Genomic DNA, 17,721 nt, shown 5'->3' on the forward strand with positions numbered 1-17,721 from the left:
AGGGGCGGTTCTTAGCGGACTCCGCTTGGCTCCGGGGCAGGTGCGGTCTTGATCGTGCGGCCGGTGGCCTCTCCCGGTTCCGGTAGACGCAGGCGCTTGAGCAGCAAGGCGTTCACCGCGACGATGAGGCTGGAGCCGGACATTGAAATAGCGGCGATTTCCGGGCTGAGCCTGATGCCCAGTGAGCTGAAGAAGACGCCGGCCGCGATGGGCAGGGCGATGACGTTGTAGCCGATAGCCCAGCCCAGGTTCTGCCGCATCTTGCGCAGGGTTCCCTTGCCGATACGCAGGGCGATGGGAACATCCAGCGGATCCGAGCGCATCAGGACCACATCAGCTGTTTCGATGGCCACGTCGGTGCCCGCACCAATCGCGATTCCCAGGTCAGCCTGTGCAAGGGCCGGGGCGTCGTTGACGCCGTCCCCGACCATGGCCACCCGTTTGCCGGCGGCCTGTAGTTCTGCGATTTTTGCCGTCTTGTCCCCGGGCAGCACTTCAGCGATGACGGTGTCGATGTTCAGTTGCGAGGCGATGCGCTGGGCGGTTGCCTCATTGTCCCCGGTGAGCATGATGACTTCGATGCCGGCTTCGTGCATCGCCGAGACAGCCGCAGCGGCAGTCTCGCGGACGGCGTCGGCAAGGGCGATAACTCCTGCTGCCCGGCCGTCCACAGCAACCAGGACCGCCGTGCGTCCCGTTGACGCCAGTTCCTGCCGCTGATCGGCCACAGGAGTAATGTCAATGCCCTGGGCGGCCATCAGCTTACGGTTGCCAACGAATACCTGCTGGCCCCGGACCGTTGCCCCGGCGCCATGTCCGGGAACATTGCGGAACTCCGCTGCATCCAGGGTGGGCACACCCTTGTTTACGGCATAGTTCACGACGGCGGCGGCGAGTGGGTGCTCGGATTCCCGTTCCACGGCCGCCACGAGAGCCAGCAGTTCAGTCTCGTCGATGCCGACGGCGATGAAATCTGTTACTTCCGGTTTGCCCTGGGTCAGGGTACCGGTCTTGTCCATGACTACGGCGTCGATGCGGGCGGACATTTCGAGGGCGGTGGCGTTTTTGAAGAGAATGCCGCGCTTGGCGCCCAGTCCGGTCCCGACCATGATCGCCGTGGGAGTAGCCAAGCCCAGTGCATCGGGGCACGTGATGACCACCACGGTGATGGCAAAGAGCAGCGCCGTCTCCAGGCTGGCGCCGGTCAGCAGCCACGCGGCAAAGGTGGCGCTCCCGCCGATAAGTGCGACAAAGACAAGCCAGAACGCTGCCCGGTCGGCCAGCCGCTGCCCCGGGGCCTTGGAGTTCTGGGCTTCCTGGACCAGCGCGACGATCTGCGCCAATGCCGTGTCCGCTCCGACCTTGGTGGCGCGGACACGCAATGTTCCCGTCGTGTTGACGGTGGCACCAATAACTTCGGAGCCAACTGCTTTGGCAACTGGAAGGCTTTCTCCAGTGACCATCGACTCATCAATATCGGATGCGCCGTCTTCAACGGTCCCGTCGGTGGGAATTTTTGCCCCCGGGCGTACCAGCAACAAGTCTCCGGGCATGACTTCGGCAGTAGGAACTTCTACCGGTTCGCCGTCACGGATCACGATCGCCTTGGCTGGCGCCAGCTCCAACAGCGTCCGGATGGCGTCGTTCGCCCCGCCCCTTGCACGCATCTCAAACCAGTGGCCCATCAATACGAAGCTGGCCAGCACGGTGGCGGCTTCGTAGAAAACATCGCCGCCGCCGGTCAAGGTGACTACCAAGCTATAGACCCAGCCCGCCCCGACACCGACAGCGACGAGGACCATCATGTCCAGTGTCCTGGCACGCAGCGCCCGGTAGGCGCCGTCGAAGAAGATCCAGCCCGCGTAGAAGATGACAGGCAGGGACAGAATGAGGGCAAACACGTCATCCCGCAGGCCGAACGGGGCCGGGACCGTGAACTCGAGTACATCCCGGCCGATCGGCGACCAGAGAGTTATCGGCACCGACAGCGTGGCTGCCACAACGAATCGGTTCCGCATGTCACGGACCATGGACTCCATCGACATTGCATGGCCGCCGTGACCTCCGTGACCCATGACCTCCTGGGCATCCCGGGGGGCGCGCTGGGAACGGCGGTCCTCGTGTCCAGCGTGCTCTTCACTCGCTTCGTGGCCGGCATGCGTTTGGTGGCCTTCGTGGCCGGCGTGGCCGGCATGCGCTTCATGGCCTTCGTGGCCGGCATGAGTTTCGGAGGCGAGGGCTGTGTGACCGTCGTGGGGTGCAACCAGATGGTGCTCGGCAGTACCGTAACTGGCCGGTGCTGACGGCAGCGAGCCGGTTTCGTGCATCGGATCACAGATATGCTCAGGCACGGACTGGCCGGAACAGTGGTAACCGCAATCTCGCACCCAACTCGCAAGGTCGGCGATGGAGGTCCGGTCCGGGTCGAACGTGACGTTCGCCGTTTGCGAAACCGGATTCACCTCTACGCTGAGCACACCCGGCCGTCGGGACAGCGTAGCTTCGGCGATACTCTTGGATGATGCCCAGTGGACACCTGCCACCCCCATGACCGCAGTTTGCGTCCTATTGCTCATTGCAGAAATTCCTCTCAGTTCGATCGCGCTCGATAGCGGTTGACGAAGGTCCGGCCGTCGCGCTCGTAGGGCCCAAGCCGGGCATCACGGCGGCGGTGACAGGACGGAAAATGAGGTTCGCCTGCCCAACTGGCCTCGTCTTGCCGGGGATCGTTCGCCTCGCGCGCTTGGACGCTGCGGCAGTAATCCTGGCAACTCCGGCCCTGGAGGGCAGGGGGCTCCTATTCGCGGCTGATGGACAGCCGGGTGAGCGACACGGCGTAGACAGGTGTTAGCAGAGACTCAGACAACGCCCCGACTGGCTGTCGTGTTGCCTCTGTCGAGGGGATACTGTCTGGAGGTACCGGGACCGACGTGGCCGGGACCGCCAATGACAGCACATCCGGGCACACCACGGTCAAGCCCAGATTCATAGGGCAGTGTGCAGTGCGGGCCGGAACTGGTTGGTCCCCCGGACCCGAATCCTTTGCAGCAAGGGTGTCACCGGAAAAGATGTTCCGGAGGTTCCCGACGTCAGTGGCTTCCGGGTAGGACAAAGTGATGCTGTTCGACTCGGCGCCCGAGAGGGTTGCTTGGGCGGACATCATCGGGCCGGATGGGGTTGCCGTATTCGGAAAGTCCAGAACTCCGGTCATCGCGACGAGAAACGACAGTACAGCGGTGAATGCGGCCAGTCGGAAAAAATGATGGTGCCATCGCTTGTAATGACGCACTTTTTTCCCATCCCCGGGTTGTTCGCGAATAGTGCGGGTAGGTTTCGCCCTCTTCAGCGATCATACCGGCCCGGCCCCGGGGAACTTCAAGTGCTTGGCGTTAAGGGGCGTTTCGTCGCAGAGAACGGCGGCATGAACCTCCGTTCCCGGAGGACGGCGAGCGTGAGAGTTGACTTAATGGCGGTTCGGGGGGACCGGCGTGAGGTAGGTTTACTGATCTCGTCAGTCGGGGAGCCCAGACGCCCCGCTTCTTCTCAAGAATGGGGTGCCGGGGGCTTATCACTGCGGACGCACCGACCCGGCTGACGTTGTGTCGGCGATGAGGGCGGCGCGGCAGCGGAGCGGGTGCTGTCAGCCCGTTCAGCATCTGCCTTCGCCTCGATCCGACCCAGACGTTTGTGCTAGAAGCGCAGGACGTGATCGGTGACGAGGCCCAGGAGGACCGCGCACACGACGGTGACACCAGCACGCAGCGGGGGTTGTGTGCAACCGGACAAGCATTTGGCCAGCAAACCGATTCCTATGGAACGTGCCCTCCAAAGACACGCACGCGGTGGTGTCTTGGAAGAAAAGAACCGGCGGCGCGGAAACGCCTGGGTGCCCGCAGCATGGTTTCCAGCCACACGGCCCATGCAATGTAGCGACATCTAAGGATCGTTACGGCGCCGCTCTTCCTCAGTTCGTACCGGGCCCAGCCAAAGACCTTCTGAACGTTCAGATTGGGCATCCGGCTCCGACGTTCCACACCGCTTGCTAGTCCGAACGTGTGAGCCACGTTGTCCCCGGGCATGGCTCCGAGCAAGGCGGTCGCGCCGAGAATCCACAGGTTGAGCTCGCCGATTTGCCGGGGGAAGGCGGCCAGCGCGACGATGAGGGTCTCGCGAGGATAATCGTCACGAATCCGTTGTCGAAGAAAAGGACGAGCAGCGGGTACATCCACCATTGTCGGTCAACGCAAGGGGTTGATCCCACCTTCGGTCAGACCGGAAAATAGCATTACGCCGAGACGTATGGGGGCGGATCTTCCGGTGCAGGGGTCCGATGCCGGGGCGCGCGGTCGAATGGGTGGAGGCGCCGACCGCACCAGCCTGTCTCCACCGTTACAGTTCAGGGAGGTTTCCATGCGGGTTCTTGTTACGGAGTTCATGGCCATCGTGGCCATCGGCGACGGTATTGTCGGCCTGTTGTTCCCGGTTAGGCACACCAGCCGATTAGCCGGGCAGGGGCCCGAACCGTGGCAGCGTGCCATGCGCGTATTCACCAAACATCCCGGATTGACTCGGGCGCTGGGCGTAGTGGAGACGGCTGGCGGCCTCGCCTGGGTGGCGCGCAAGTCGTCGAGAGTCCGGTGATCGGCGCGCCCCCCGTTGGTTATTGGCTGGCCGGGGCCGGACATTTCTGCCTGGTCTGCCTGACTGGATACACCGTTGCCTCCGCTCACGGCCGGACATGGATTCATGTCCGGTTTTGCCGCATCGGGTCGAGCACGAAAGGCACAACGCCCCGCAACGACATGATCCCCATGTCCGGCGGGGAACTGCGTCACATCAGGAACGGATGAGTCGACGGCCGCGGGTCGCCCTTAGTATCGCGGCCGAGAGCGTGGCGCCGAGCATGACCACGAGTGCCGCGATTCCCAGATAGAAGACCAGGGACGCGTTTTCTGAAGACCCCGACGAGGCGTCTGCAGCCGCGTCGATCAACCACCAATACCCGGCAGTCGTTGCCGTCCACAGGGCGCCGGCGGCCACGACAAGCCACGACAACCGGGAGAACCAGGGTTTACCTGTCTGGTACGAGAGCGCCAGGGCCACCAGGGTGATTCCGGCGGACGCGAGAACCAGTCCGCCGAAATAGTAGCGCCCGGCCAGAATACCGGCGAGTACGCCGAGGCTTCCGATGAGGATAATGCGCCGGGCGCCGAGCGGCATGCGTGCCTGGCCGACAGGGATGGCTGCGGCGGCCTGGAGGCCGCCGGGTGTGGAGTAATCGTCTGTCATGGTGTTCTGCGATCCTCTGAAATGATGGTTTCCTGCTTGGGCGGACCAAACGGCCAGGTGTCTGGCCGTGGCTGTCAGGACGGGGTGTTCCGGAACTCAAACAGTACAGACACGGGCCCATCCCTTGTGCATCGAGAACTACGGCAGTGAGCAAGGCGTTCCGGCCGGAGGTGCACGCGCCGGGCAAAAGACTCATGACTCTGCGCTGACAGCGTAGTCGATGCCGGATAGTCAGCTGGTTCGAAGCACCACCTGCCGCCGGGGACGCGAATGCGTACAGCAGAGGACGCCCGCTACACCCTTGAATGCATACCCCATAGGGGTATACATTTGCTTTATGAGCGTTGAAGGAGTCGCCATGGGTCAGCCTGCCGAAGATGCCGCCGGCGGGGCGCCTTCGCCGCATCATGGGTACGCTGCGGACACGGCCGCCTACCTGAGAAGGCTCAAAGGCATCGAAGGCCAGGTGCGCGGGATTGTCCGGATGGTCGATGAGGATACGTACTGTATTGACTGACGCTCTCCGTCATCGATAACGCGCTGGGGACTGCCCCGGATTTCATTGACTCTCGGGGGTTGGAGTTGTCAGGCGGCTTTGAGGCCGCTATTGAGTATCTCAAACTCGACCGGCGTTAGCCGCCTAAGGCGCCGTTGACGGCGTTTCCGGTGGTAGTTTTCTCGATCCAGGTCACGATGGCCAGACGCAGATCAGCCCGCGTGGACCATCGCTGGCTGTCCAGTACGTTCTTCTGCAGGAGCGAGAAGAACGACTCCCTGGCCGCAATATCGGCACACGCGCCCACCCGGCCCATCGATCCTTTCAGCCCGTTGCTCTTCAGCGTCCTGACGAAGGCGTTCGAGCGGAATTGGGAACCGCGGTCACTGTGCACCACGGTCCTTGCCGGCTCCCGGAGCCTTATTGCGTTGTGGAGGGCCGAGACGGCCAGGGACGCTTCCCAACCGAGACCGGCCAGCTCCCCCCGCATCGAGGACCGCCTGAATGCTGTGCCGGGACATCCCATGAGCGGACTCAATTGCTCGTCGCGACAGGCTTTGATTACGCAGCTGCAACACCAGCTTCGCTTTCATCTTCCGTAGCATTACCGGTACTCCTTCCACCATGTGTCCGTCATATGGGTAGTGCCCATTAGCGTGGTGTAACAGCCCGGGCCCCGGGCGTGTTGTTCCCGAACGTGAGGCGGCCATCGCGTGATTCTTGGAAAGACCGACCAAGGGCTTCTCTCAAGGAGTTTCCACGCGATGACCGCACCCATGTTATCGATCCTGCCCTGTTCCTGTCCGAGCAACTCGAGCAGGCCTCCCGGATCTCATGCGATCCATGCTCACGACCTTTATCAATGCGCTCATGAGTGCCGAAGCCGACGCTGTCTGCGGCGCCGAATACGGTGTCCGTTCCGAGGCCCGCAACAATTCCCGGAACGGTTACCGGCACGGGGACTTCGATACCCGCACCGGAACCCTGGACGTCGCCATCCCCAAGCTCCGGCAGGGCTCGTACTTCCCGGAGTGGCTGCTCGAACGCCGCCGCCGGGCCGAGGCCGCCCTGACCACCGTGGTCGCGACCTGCTACCTGCTTGGGGTCTCCACCCGGCGGATGGAAGAGCTCGTCGAAACCCTGGGTATCACCCGGCTATCGAAGTCGCAGGTCTCGGTCATGGCCGCCGACCTCGACGCCCAGGTCGAGGCGTTCCGCACCCGGCCCCTGGACGCCGGCCCCTACACGTTCGTCGCCGCCGACGCCCCGGGTCCTGAAGGTCCGCGAAGGCGGCCGGGTCGTCAACGTCCACGCCATGGTCGCCACCGGCGTCAACGCCGACGGACACCGCGAGGTCCTGGGCATCCAGGCGTCCTCCGCCGAGGACGGGGCCGGCTGGCTCGGGTTCTTCCGCGACCTGACCGCCCGCGGCCTGACCGGAGTGAAGCTCGTGACCGCCGACGCGCAGGCCGGGCTGGTCGCGCGATCGGCGCCACCCTGCCCGGAGCCGCCTGACAGCGCTGCCGCACGCACTACGCGGCGAACCACATGACCGCCACGCCCAAGAGCAGCTGGCCGTGGGTGAAAACCCTGCTCCACTCGGTCTACGACCAGCCCGACGCCGCCGGCGTCCATGCCCAGTTCGACCGCGTCCTGGACGCCCTGGCCGAGAAGCTGCCCCGTGTCGCAGACCACCTCGAGGCCGCACGCGAGGACATCCTCGCGTTCACGCCCTTCCCCAAAGGCCTCTGGCGCCAGGTCTGGTCCAACAACCCCCAGGAGCGCCTGAACGGGAGATCCGCCGCCGCACCGACGTCGTCGGGATCTTCCCCGACCGCTCCGCGCTGATCCGGCTCGTCGGCGCCGTCCTGGCCGAACAGCACGACGAATGGATCGAAGCCCGCCGCTACCTCAGCCTGGACCTCATCCAGCAATCACAAACCCTCGGGACCCCGCCCGTGGCCACCGCCGAACAGGAGGACACCAACCCCGAACTGGAGCTCAGCGCCTAACCAATCCCAAGAATCACGCAGCAACCGCGTTACACCACGCAAATGGACTTGGCCGAGGCTACGCCCTCTCAACCGCGGCCCCTATGGCGTCGGCCAACGCGCCAGAGCCTGAACCTGTGCAGCGTTCCCCGCTGGGGCCTGCTGAGCGACGAGGAGTTGGCTGACTCACGGGATGGGTACGGAGATCCTTCGCGCGCCCAGGTCCGTTCGTCGGGCAACCCAAAAGCCGCCCGTCGGCAGCACCGAATCAACGAGAACAACCGCCAGCACCCGGCCGGTCCACTGATTTTTCCGCCACAGGAACAGGGCCAGAAGGACGTACGCGACGAACAGCGCACCGTGCACAGGGCCTAGTAGATGGACTCCACCTTCCTGCCCCGTGGCGTACTTTACGATCGTTGCCAGGATAAGCAGCAGCCATGACACAGCTTCAGCCACGGCCAGCACTCGGAATACACGCAAAAAGTCCATGGAACCCGAAGATAGCAACCTTGGCTGGGAGAATGCCGGGGAGCGTCTCATCGATCCGGGCAGCTCATCTCCCTCCACTTTGCCGACGGCGTGCCGGCCTTCACCGAAACAGCCCTCTCACCCTGAGGCGGTAAGCTTAACATCGCAAAGAAGGAGGAAGACCATGAGCAACCATTTACGCGGCCGTGCCTTGGCCTTCCTTCGCCGTGTCGGTGTGTTGGCGGGGGTGCTGGCCGTCATTGCCGGGATCCTCGGCATGCACGTCATGACCGGAACCCACGACTTGCCCCAGGCCTCTGCTACGCCAGGAATGGACATCCCCGGTGTCCTTCGTCCGGCGGTGCCGCCGGACGAATCTGCCACTGCCAACACCGGCCCCGCCACGGCAGCCAGTGCCCTTTCCGGGATCGTTTCGACACCAGCTACGGCATGCATAGCCCCGGATCAATGCACGAAAATGTCGGCCATGGACGCACTCTGCGTCCCCTCCGCGGCCAGCACCGCACCGGCGGCGCCGCTGCCGGGCAGCATCCCCTGCGCACCACGGGCATCAGCAGATGCAGCCGCCCCGGCCACCGAGTATTCGTATGTCCCGGGGAGTCCTTCCCCGGGCGAACTCTGCATCAGCCGCACGTAAAGCGGCTTCACCGCACCCGGGTACGCCCGCGGTGCACACGACTTCCACCCTGACACGCCGTTGCCGCCCCTGTGTGGAGCCTTAACGTGTGCGCGTCACCCTTACAGCCGTGCCCTGCGCCGGTTGATGTTTCGAAGGACCCCGAATTCCATGAAGAAAATCATGACTATTTCCGTTACCGCCCTCGCTGCGACCATCGCCCTCGCCGGCTGTTCCGGCGGCGGCAGCATGCCCGGCATGGACATGGGCAGCTCCAGCAAGTCGTCCAGCTCCGCTCCGGTTACCGCCGGGGACCACAACGCGGCCGACACGATGTTTGCCCAGATGATGATCCCCCACCACGCCCAGGCGGTGGAAATGAGCGACATGCTGCTCAAGAAGCAGAACATCCCCGCCGCCGTGACCGCCCTGGCCACCAAAATCGCGGCAGCGCAGGCTCCCGAGATCGAGACGATGACCGGCTGGCTCAAGGACTGGAACGAATCAGCAACGATGTCCGGCAGCATGGGCGGCAGCATGTCCGGAATGATGGGCGACGAGGACATGAAGAAACTCGACGCCGCACAAGGCACAGAAGCGGCCAAGCTGTTCCTGACCCAGATGATCGCCCACCACGAAGGCGCCGTCATGATGGCAAAAACAGAAAAGACCGACGGCAAGAACCCGGACGCCGTGGCACTCAGCAAGGGCATCGTGACCGCCCAGGAAGCGGAAATCAAGGAGATGAAGGACCTGCTGGCTACCCTGTAGCCAGTGCGGCACCGGCCGGTCCGGCCGGTGCCGGCCTTTCCCAGTTCTTCTTCTCTCATCTAGACGCCGTGGTGCTGGGCATGGGCGAACGCATCGACGCCCTGCTGACGGTCCGGGAGTGGTACACGCTGGTGCTGGCGCTGCCCGAGGGAAAGCTCGGGCAGGCCCTGGGGTTCATCAGCACGGGCACCGGAAAGCAGCCGCTGCCGGCGGTGCTGTCGAACGAATCGGGCGGAACCGTGGTCGAGGGCGGCCAATTGAAGGCCGACCCCGCCGTCGCACCCACCGTAATCTTTGACGCCGACAACCCCGGCCAGTGTCTCGCTCACTGCCACAACGCCTACCACGCCGAACGCGGCATGATGGCACTCTTCTCCTACATCAAGTGACAGGTACCATGCGACCCTTAGCATCCACGGACTTCTTCATACCGTCCCCCACGATCAGCGCGTTTCAACTGGGGCCGCTGACGATCCGGTTCTACGCCCTTGCCATCCTGGCGGGCATCGTGATCGGCACCTGGCTCACCGCCCGCCGCCTCCGGCACCGGGGAGGTACGACAGCCCAGACCCTGGACATCGTGATGTGGGCGGTGCCGTTGGGCATCGTCGGTGGCAGGCTCTACCACGTCATCACCGACAACCAGCTCTACTTCGGGCCCGGCAAGGATCCCTGGGGCGCACTCCGGATCTGGAAGGCGGACTGGGCATCTGGGGCGCCGTCGCATTGGGCCTGGTCGGCGCCGCGATCGGCGCCCGCCTGGCCGGGGTGCCCTTCGCCGCGTTCGTGGACGCGGCAGCGCCCGGGCTGCTGATCGCCCAGGGCCTGGGCCGGTGGGGCAACTGGTTCAACAACGAACTCTATGGCGGCCCGACGGACCTGCCGTGGAAACTCCAGATCTACGACATGAACCAGGCCACCGGGCAGGCCGTCCTCTCACCCGACGGCATACCGGAAGTCCTCGGGTATTTTCAGCCCACGTTCCTTTATGAGTCCCTGTGGTGCTTGGCCGCGGCGTCGCTGCTGATGTTCCTGGACTGGAAGTATTCCCTCGGTGCCGGGTCCGTGTTCGCGCTCTACATCGTCTTTTACACCACGGGACGTTTCGCCTTCGAACTGATGCGCTCGGACCCCGCCAACGTCATCCTGGGTCTGCGCGTGAACACCTGGGTCTCCGGGCTGCTCTTCCTGGCCGGGCTGGTCCTCTTCCAGATCCTCAGATCCCGTCCCCGGTCCTTCGTGCCCAGCACCCGGCCGGAGGAACCCCAACCCTCTTCCCACTCCGGTAAAGGAGATCCGGCATGAGCAACGCCTCCAAGCGACGCGCTGAGAACCAGGCCATCCTGGCCGAGCTCCGGGCAAAACAGAAGGCCAAGCAGCGCAAATGGAACATCCTGGTCTTCGGCAGCTTCGGCCTGGTCCTGGCAGGGATCATTATCGCCGTCGCAGTCGTCGTCACGGGAGCCGTCCAGGAACGAAACGCCGCCACCGAGGCAGCGAAGAAACCCATCGAGGGAGTCCAGACCTTCACGAACCTGTCCCGCAACCACGTCCAGGACGCCGTCTCCTACCCCCAGCAGCCTGGGGTCGGCGGAGACCACGCAGGGGTCTGGACGAACTGCGGCGTCTATACCGAGCCGGTCAATGAACAACGCGCGGTCCATTCCCTGGAACACGGCGCCGTGTGGCTGACCTACAAACCGGACCTCCCACCGGAAGCGGTTAGCCGGCTAACTGAACTGGCCAAGGGCAAGCGCTACGTCCTGCTCAGCCCGGACAAAGACCAGACCACGCCCGTCACAGCCACAGCCTGGGGAAGCCAGCTCACCCTGGACGCCACCGCAGACCCCCGCATCCTCGCCGTCATCAGCGCCTACGCCCAGTCGCCCAACTCTCCGGAACCCGGTGCTGCCTGCACCGGCGGCACCAACGGCTGAGCACGGCTATACACCGTTTAAAGGAGACCCCATGAAAGACAACGAAACCGCTCTGGACCCACAGGCCGCACATCGCCGTCACCGGCGGCTCGTGCGTCTTGGCCAGGTACTTATGGCCGCCGGTGCCGGGGTCGCCATCTGGCACTGGATCCTGCACCTGGCACCGTCCGGCGAGCAACCTAGCCTGACCTTGGATATTTACGCCGGCTATCCGACCGGAGCGGCGCAGATCATGATCGGTGCCATCTTGGCCGGCCGGGCAGAGACAAAGAAGAAACGCTGAGGATGCCGCCCCCGGAGGTGGTCCTGAACTCGTGGACGCTGAACTGGCCGGCCCTGGCCATGACGGTGACGGTCGCTGCCCTGGAGGCGCTGGGCCTGCGGACTGCCCGGCGCCGAAACGTGCGGTGGCCGTGATGGAGGACCATAATCTTCTTGGGTCCAGGTCTTGCCAGTTTCGCAGTGCTGAGTTCCGGATTCACGGTCGCTTACAGCCAGGACTTGCGCTGGGCTCACGGATGAGGAACTGAAGGCCCTGAACCGTGAACACCTTAATGGTCCCCGCCTGCGGGAGGGCACCCATGAGCGCTGAACTGCCCGCCTCATCCGGCACGGCACCAGCCCGCGCTGGGGCGCCTCCCGCATGAACGAGGCCGGATTGACGGTCCGGTCGTGCACCATGACCTCGAAGTGCAGATCGCAATTGGCCCAGTGGTCTGGCGTTCCCGCCCCGGCGACGTGTGCAGCTGGCCTTAGCCAAGACCAACCGGAAGTTACAATTTCTAAGGATTGCCATGTTTGATCTCCCAGCCACAACACCATCACCCACCGATGCGGGTGCGCAGCAGCATCCGGCCCTCCTCTTGCGTCGACGACTCATCTCATCGACCCTTCTGACCGGGGTCGGGGCTCTTTTGCTTTCCGGGTGTGGCAGCAGCGGCGATGCTCTGTCGCAGCAGGCCAAAGCGGGTGATAACAAGAACTACATCGCCGGCGACGGGTCCGTAACCGAATATGCTCCGGCGGACCGCAAGCAGCCGATCGTCCTGAAAGGATCCCTCTTTGACGGGACTGCGGTCTATTCCCGCGGCTGGGCCGGCAAAGTGACCGTGCTGAATTTCTGGTACGCGGCATGCGCCCCTTGCCGCCTTGAAACACCCCGGCTGCAAGCCCTCTACGAACGGTTCAAGCCTCAGGGAGTCCAGTTCTACGGCGTGAACGTCCGCGATGAAGAACCTGCAGCCACCGCCTTCGAGCGGACCTTCGGCGTCACGTACCCCACTATCCAGGACAAGGATGGCGGCATCCTGCTGGCCATGACCCAGTACGTCCCACCGCAGGCCGTCCCCACCACGCTCGTGATCGACAAACAGGGCAGGGTCGCTTCCCGGATCCTGGGCCTGGCCGACCAGGGCATCCTCAAATCCCTCATCGAGGGCGCCGTCATCGAAGCCGTGGACGCGGACTAAAAGTGCCCTGCTGAATTCTCCCCACGATGGACCGCGCCCTCCCCCGCCCGCTAAGACAAGAAGACAACCCATGACTGCAACTACGCCACCGGACAGCGAACCACCTCAGGAACAAACCCCCACCGTAACCCTGCCAACGCTTGGCGCCAGGGGCATGCTCCGCTGGGCCTGGACACAACTGACCAGCATGCGCACGGCCCTGTTCCTGCTGCTCCTGCTGGCCGTGGCGGCGGTGCCCGGCTCGCTGTTCCCGCAACGACCAGTGAACGCAGCCGCGGTCACCCGTTACCTGAAAGACAACCCCGGTGTCGGGCCGATGGTCGATGCCCTCCAGCTTTTCGATGTCTACACCTCGGTCTGGTTCTCCGCCATCTACCTGCTGCTCTTCATTTCCCTGATTGGCTGCGTACTGCCCCGGGCCAGGGCGCACTACAAGGCCCTGCGCTCCCAGCCGCCACGCACGCCCCAGCGGCTGTCCCGGCTTCCCGAGTACGGAACCCTGGTCCTCCCCGCGGACGCGGGAACCTCTGCGGCGGCCGCCCTCACCGATGCCGCGGCGCTGCTGAAGAAGCGAGGCTACCGGGTCGAGGTCCGCGACGCCGGCGGCGACCGGCCTTCCCTCGGTGCCGAGCGTGGTTTCTTGAAAGAAGCCGGGAACCTGCTCTTTCACACCTCGCTGATCGGCGTGCTGGTCTGCGTCGCGGTCGGAGGCATCTTCGGCTACCGCGGGCAAAAGATCATCGTTGAAGGCGACAGCTTCATCAACACCCTTGTCAGCTACGACGCCTTCACTCCCGGGACAAACTTCAACCCCGCGTGGCTGGAGCCTTTCGGCGTCACACTGGATAAGTTCGAGGTCCGCTTCGACCGGGAATCAACAAAACAGTTCGGCCAGCCGATCGATTTCACCGCCGCACTGACCACCAGGGACGGAGCAGCTGCGCCGCCGCGCCAGCAGATCCTGAAGGTCAACGAGCCGGTTTACTTCGGTGAAACGGGGATGTTCCTGGTTGGCAACGGATACGCCCCCGTCGTGACCGTCAAGGACGGGACCGGTAAGACCGCCTTCAGCGGCCCCGTGGTGTCTGTCCCGAGCGACGGGGTCTATACCTCCTCGGTGGTGATCAAGGTCCCGGATGCCGCACCGTCCCAGCTGGGCTTCGTCGGGTTCTTCCTGCCCTCGGCGATCAAGAACGACCAGGGCGTCTCCTACAGCTTTGACCCCGACCCGTTGAACCCGCAGCTGAGCCTGAACTCCTACTACGGGGACCTCGGCCTGGATACCGGCGTCCCGCAGAACGTCTACGTCCTGGATGTGAAAAAGCTGACGCAACTCAACGGCCGGGACCTGCCGGCAGGCGGCATCACCCTCACCCCCGGCGCCACCTACACTCTTCCCGGTGGGAAGGGCAGCATCAGCTTCGACGGGCTCAAACGCTACATTGGAGTCGACGTCCGGTCCACGCCCGGCCAGACCGGGGTCTTGGTGTTTTCGCTCCTGGCCGTAGCCGGGCTCGTCACCTCGCTCTACGTGAACCGCCGCCGCATGTGGGTCAGGACAGGAACCCACGAAGACGGGCGCACCATGGTCGAATACGGGCTGCTGGCCCGCGGCGAGGACCACCGCCTAGCCGGCGAGGCCGCAGCGATCCGCGAACTCCTCACCCGCCAGTGGCAGCTCGCCTCCAATACCTCCGACTTCCTCTCTTCAACCACCGGGAAGGACCAGTAATGCTCCAACTCAACGAAACTATGGGCCAGTTCAGCGAACTGTTCATGCTGCTCGCCGCGGCCACCTATACGGTGGCATTTATCGCCTTCGCCTGGGACCTCGCCAAAAGCTCCAGGACGCTGCAGGCCGTGGACCTGAAAGCGGCTTCTTTGGCCGTTGCCGTGGTCGGGGTTCCGGTGGCTGCCGGCCGCGGGGGCGGGGACGACGCCGGCGGGCCGGAAGGGCGGGCGGAGCGTCCGACGTCGGGCCTCACCGTCGAGGACGGCACCGCCGCGGGGGACATGCGCTATGCCGGTGAACGCCGTGTACCCGCCCGCGTCGCCGTCGCCCTGACCGTCCTGGGCGCCGCGATCCACGCCGCCGGAGTCATCACCCGGGCCCTGGGTGCCGGGCGCGTGCCGTGGGGCAACATGTACGAGTTCCTCACCACCGGCGCGTTCCTGGTGGCGGCCGTGTTCCTGCTGGCCCTCATCCGCCGCGACCTGCGCTTCCTGGGCACCTTCGTGCTCGGTCTGGCCATCATCATGCTGGTCGCTGCCTCCGTGGCCTACTGGACTCCGGTGGGGCACCTGATCCCCGCGCTGCAGAGCTACTGGCTGATCATCCACGTCTCCATTGCCGTGCTGTCCTCGGCCCTTTTCACCCTCACCTTTGCCATGTCGGCGCTTCAGTTGGTTCAGTCGCACAGGCAGAAATCCGTCGCCGCCGGCGGCCCTGACAAGCTGGGATTCATGCGGCTGGTGCCGTCCGCGCTGAGCCTGGAAAACCTCTCCTACCGGATCAAAGCCATAGCCTTCATCGGCTGGACGTTCACGCTGATGTTCGGCGCCATCTGGGCGGAGAAGGCCTGGGGCCGGTTCTGGGGCTGGGACACCAAGGAAGTGTGGACGTTCGTGATCTGGGTGGTCTACGCCGGCTACCTGCACGCCCGCGCCACCCGAGGATGGACCGGAACCCGCGCCGCCTGGCTGTCGATCGTGGGCTACCTGTGCGTGGTCTTCAATTTCACCATCGTCAACCAGTTCTTCAACGGCCTTCACTCCTACTCAGGGCTCTAAAACTAAAGTGGGGATGCGCACGACTGTGGAACTTGCCGAACTATTCGCTGCAGCCCGTTCGGACGTCTACCGTGCCACCAAACGCGTTAGCGACACCACCGATTAGATCCAAGGAATTCTGCCCCCAAAGCCAAAACTGGAGCCGCACCACAACCAGACCGGGGCCTACCCGGCAAGTAGGGGATTCCGGCCCCTTTTCGATTGGAACACCTGCGCATAGATTTGGACCAAGAGGGCGTCGGGCGAGAGGCGAGCAACATCAAGACAACCAGCACCGCAGCACGGCTCGCCGACGCCTTGGCAATCGTCCTTGGTACCGACGGAATTCCCTTGAGGCTGCGGGCTTGGGACGGTACCGAGGCCGGCCCGGAGGACGCTCCGGTTGTTGTCTTCCGATCCCGGCGGGCACTGCGCCGGATGCTGTGGTCACCCGGCCAGCTCGGACTCAGCCGCGCCTACGTAGCTAGCGAAATCGACGTACCCGGTGATATCTTCGCGGCCTTCGCGGCCCTCAGTTCAGCCGGAAAGTTTGCGGTGCCTGGACCGTTCCCGGCACCGACTGCCGTGGAATTATTCGCGTTGCTTAGGACTGCCGTCCGGCTAGGTGCACTGGGACCGAATCCGGCGCGGCCCCCGGAGGAAGCCCGCGTGGGCCGGTACGGCCGGCGACATTCCAAGGGCCGTGACGCCGCCGTTATCTCCCACCATTACGACGTCGGGAACGACTTCTACGCGCTCGTCCTGGGTCCGTCCATGGTCTACTCATGTGCGGTCTGGGAGTCGGAGGAGACCGGGCTTGACGCAGCCCAGGCGGCAAAGCTCGATCTGGTCTGCCGCAAGTTGGGCCTGATGCCCGGCATGCGCGTGCTGGATGTGGGGTGCGGCTGGGGCAGCTTCGCGCTGCATGCGGCACAACACTACGGGGTCCACGTCGTCGGTGTGACGCTTTCCGTCGAACAGGCTGCCTTGGCCCGTAAACGGGCGGCGGATGCCGGCCTGACAGACCGGGTGGACATCCGTGTCCAGGACTACCGGGACGTGGACGACGGACCGTTTGATGCGATCAGCTCCATCGGGATGTCGGAACACGTGGGACGCGAGCACATCGAGCATTATGCCTCCTTGCTACAGGGCCTGCTCTATCCTGGAGGCAGATTGCTCAACCACGCGATCTCCTGGAACGCCGGAGCGACCGCGCCGGACCCGTACTCCTTCATTGCCCGCTATGTTTTTCCGGACGGTGAGATGCTCAGCCTCACCGACATGGTCGCGGCCCTCGAAACCGCGGGCCTGGAAGTGCTTGACGTCGAGGCCCTGCGGCGGCACTACGCTCTGACGCTCCGGGCCTGGGTAGGGAACCTTGAGGGACACTGGGACGAAGCAGTCCGACTCGCAGGCATCGGGCGCGCACGGGTGTGGCGGCTCTACATGGCCGCGAGTGCCCTCGGTTTCGAGGCCGGAACGATGGGCGTCAACCAGGTCCTCGTGCGGCGTGCCGGCGGTGACGAACCGCCGCTGCGCCGGACCACCTGGACCTAAGGCGGTTTTCGGGCATTGGCGGTGCGCCGGCGACCAGGCATTCCGTCGGATGTACGCCGCACCCGGCCGGGCCTGAGGCGTTCCCTCTTCTCTTCGGGGATGCGCTTGAGGCCGGTGACATCAAAGGTGAGGCCGCCCCTGCACCACTGAAGCGCCGCCCCGGAGCCGATGCGGGCAACCACGACCTAGCACAAGTGCCCGGTCGTCACCGCCACTGGTATCGTCGTCGGCGTAGGGATCTGGTACTGGTGGACCTTCGGACCCCGCATCCTCCTTAGCCTTGATCCACCGACGGGCTGGTTGAGGACGGCGGGATTTGGTTTGGCCGGGC

Annotated in this window: 14 protein-coding genes and 5 pseudogenes; 13 read left to right on the forward strand and 6 right to left on the reverse strand. The window is 64.5% G+C overall.

Annotated elements, in window-relative coordinates; genetic code table 11:
* Positions 1-11: 11 nt before the first annotated feature.
* Positions 12-2,000: a copper-translocating P-type ATPase gene (locus tag ABIN76_RS03495; RefSeq protein ID WP_346958351.1), complete on the reverse strand. Its 1,989-nt coding sequence runs from the start codon at positions 1,998-2,000 to the stop codon at positions 12-14.
* Positions 2,001-2,057: 57 nt separating this feature from the next.
* Here ABIN76_RS03495 and ABIN76_RS03500 point away from each other — a divergent pair, with 57 nt between their 5' ends.
* Complete coding sequence (locus tag ABIN76_RS03500) at positions 2,058-2,303, forward strand: hypothetical protein (RefSeq protein ID WP_346958353.1); 246 nt, start codon at positions 2,058-2,060, stop codon at positions 2,301-2,303.
* A 75-nt stretch (positions 2,304-2,378) separates the two neighbouring features.
* On the opposite strand, the pseudogene ABIN76_RS03505 reads toward ABIN76_RS03500, so the two are convergent.
* A pseudogene (locus ABIN76_RS03505) lies at positions 2,379-2,576 on the reverse strand (heavy-metal-associated domain-containing protein); the annotation flags it as partial.
* Between the two features lie 2,260 nt (positions 2,577-4,836).
* The gene (locus ABIN76_RS03510) at positions 4,837-5,289 is read right to left on the reverse strand and encodes a hypothetical protein (protein ID WP_346958318.1); all 453 of its coding nucleotides are present in this window, start codon (positions 5,287-5,289) and stop codon (positions 4,837-4,839) included.
* A gap of 358 nt (positions 5,290-5,647) precedes the next feature.
* On the opposite strand from ABIN76_RS03510, the pseudogene ABIN76_RS03515 reads away from it, so the two are divergent.
* A pseudogene (locus tag ABIN76_RS03515) lies at positions 5,648-5,803 on the forward strand (metal-sensitive transcriptional regulator); the annotation flags it as partial.
* A 71-nt stretch (positions 5,804-5,874) separates the two neighbouring features.
* Here the strand turns inward: ABIN76_RS03515 and ABIN76_RS03520 are convergent.
* Positions 5,875-6,245 (reverse strand): annotated as a pseudogene (locus ABIN76_RS03520) (DDE-type integrase/transposase/recombinase); the annotation flags it as partial.
* A gap of 321 nt (positions 6,246-6,566) precedes the next feature.
* On the opposite strand from ABIN76_RS03520, the pseudogene ABIN76_RS03525 reads away from it, so the two are divergent.
* Positions 6,567-7,797: pseudogene (locus ABIN76_RS03525) on the forward strand (IS256 family transposase).
* Between the two features lie 165 nt (positions 7,798-7,962).
* On the opposite strand, the gene ABIN76_RS03530 reads toward ABIN76_RS03525, so the two are convergent.
* Positions 7,963-8,268, reverse strand: a complete 306-nt coding sequence (locus ABIN76_RS03530; RefSeq protein WP_346958319.1) for a DUF3817 domain-containing protein — start codon at positions 8,266-8,268, stop codon at positions 7,963-7,965.
* A gap of 444 nt (positions 8,269-8,712) precedes the next feature.
* Positions 8,713-8,892 carry a hypothetical protein gene (locus ABIN76_RS03535; RefSeq protein ID WP_346958320.1) on the reverse strand — a complete coding sequence of 60 codons (180 nt, stop codon included), beginning with the start codon at positions 8,890-8,892 and terminating at the stop codon, positions 8,713-8,715.
* A gap of 175 nt (positions 8,893-9,067) precedes the next feature.
* Here ABIN76_RS03535 and ABIN76_RS03540 point away from each other — a divergent pair, with 175 nt between their 5' ends.
* The 10 genes and pseudogenes from ABIN76_RS03540 to ABIN76_RS03585 all read left to right on the forward strand — a co-directional run bounded on the left by ABIN76_RS03540 (position 9,068) and on the right by ABIN76_RS03585 (position 17,390).
* On the forward strand, positions 9,068-9,655 hold the full coding sequence (locus ABIN76_RS03540; protein ID WP_346958321.1) for a DUF305 domain-containing protein: 588 nt from the start codon (positions 9,068-9,070) through the stop codon (positions 9,653-9,655).
* 80 nt (positions 9,656-9,735) lie between these two features.
* Complete coding sequence (locus ABIN76_RS03545; protein WP_346958322.1) at positions 9,736-10,044, forward strand: multicopper oxidase domain-containing protein; 309 nt, start codon at positions 9,736-9,738, stop codon at positions 10,042-10,044.
* Positions 10,045-10,052: 8 nt separating this feature from the next.
* A pseudogene (gene lgt, locus ABIN76_RS03550) lies at positions 10,053-10,960 on the forward strand (prolipoprotein diacylglyceryl transferase).
* Positions 10,957-11,592 (forward strand): DUF3105 domain-containing protein, encoded by a 636-nt coding sequence (locus ABIN76_RS03555; protein ID WP_346958323.1) that lies wholly within the window; start codon positions 10,957-10,959, stop codon positions 11,590-11,592. Before lgt ends, ABIN76_RS03555 begins: the two are co-directional and overlap by 4 nt.
* Before the next feature lie 31 nt (positions 11,593-11,623).
* Entirely contained in the window at positions 11,624-11,875 is a 252-nt protein-coding gene (locus tag ABIN76_RS03560) for a hypothetical protein (RefSeq protein ID WP_346958324.1), read from the forward strand.
* 2 nt (positions 11,876-11,877) lie between these two features.
* Positions 11,878-12,009, forward strand: coding sequence for a hypothetical protein (locus ABIN76_RS03565; RefSeq protein WP_346958325.1), 132 nt, complete (start codon positions 11,878-11,880; stop codon positions 12,007-12,009).
* A gap of 377 nt (positions 12,010-12,386) precedes the next feature.
* On the forward strand, positions 12,387-13,061 hold the full coding sequence (locus tag ABIN76_RS03570) for a TlpA disulfide reductase family protein (RefSeq protein WP_346958326.1): 675 nt from the start codon (positions 12,387-12,389) through the stop codon (positions 13,059-13,061).
* A gap of 70 nt (positions 13,062-13,131) precedes the next feature.
* Positions 13,132-14,793, forward strand: coding sequence for a cytochrome c biogenesis protein ResB (locus ABIN76_RS03575; RefSeq protein ID WP_346958327.1), 1,662 nt, complete (start codon positions 13,132-13,134; stop codon positions 14,791-14,793).
* Entirely contained in the window at positions 14,793-15,851 is a 1,059-nt protein-coding gene (ccsB, locus tag ABIN76_RS03580; RefSeq protein ID WP_346958328.1) for a c-type cytochrome biogenesis protein CcsB, read from the forward strand. The genes ABIN76_RS03575 and ccsB overlap by 1 nt, the downstream gene beginning before the upstream one ends.
* 258 nt (positions 15,852-16,109) lie before the next feature.
* The gene (locus ABIN76_RS03585) at positions 16,110-17,390 is read left to right on the forward strand and encodes a cyclopropane-fatty-acyl-phospholipid synthase family protein (protein WP_346958352.1); all 1,281 of its coding nucleotides are present in this window, start codon (positions 16,110-16,112) and stop codon (positions 17,388-17,390) included.
* Positions 17,391-17,721 lie beyond the last annotated feature (331 nt).

This window comes from uncultured Arthrobacter sp., assembly GCF_964021775.1.
Lineage (GTDB): Bacteria > Actinomycetota > Actinomycetes > Actinomycetales > Micrococcaceae > Arthrobacter.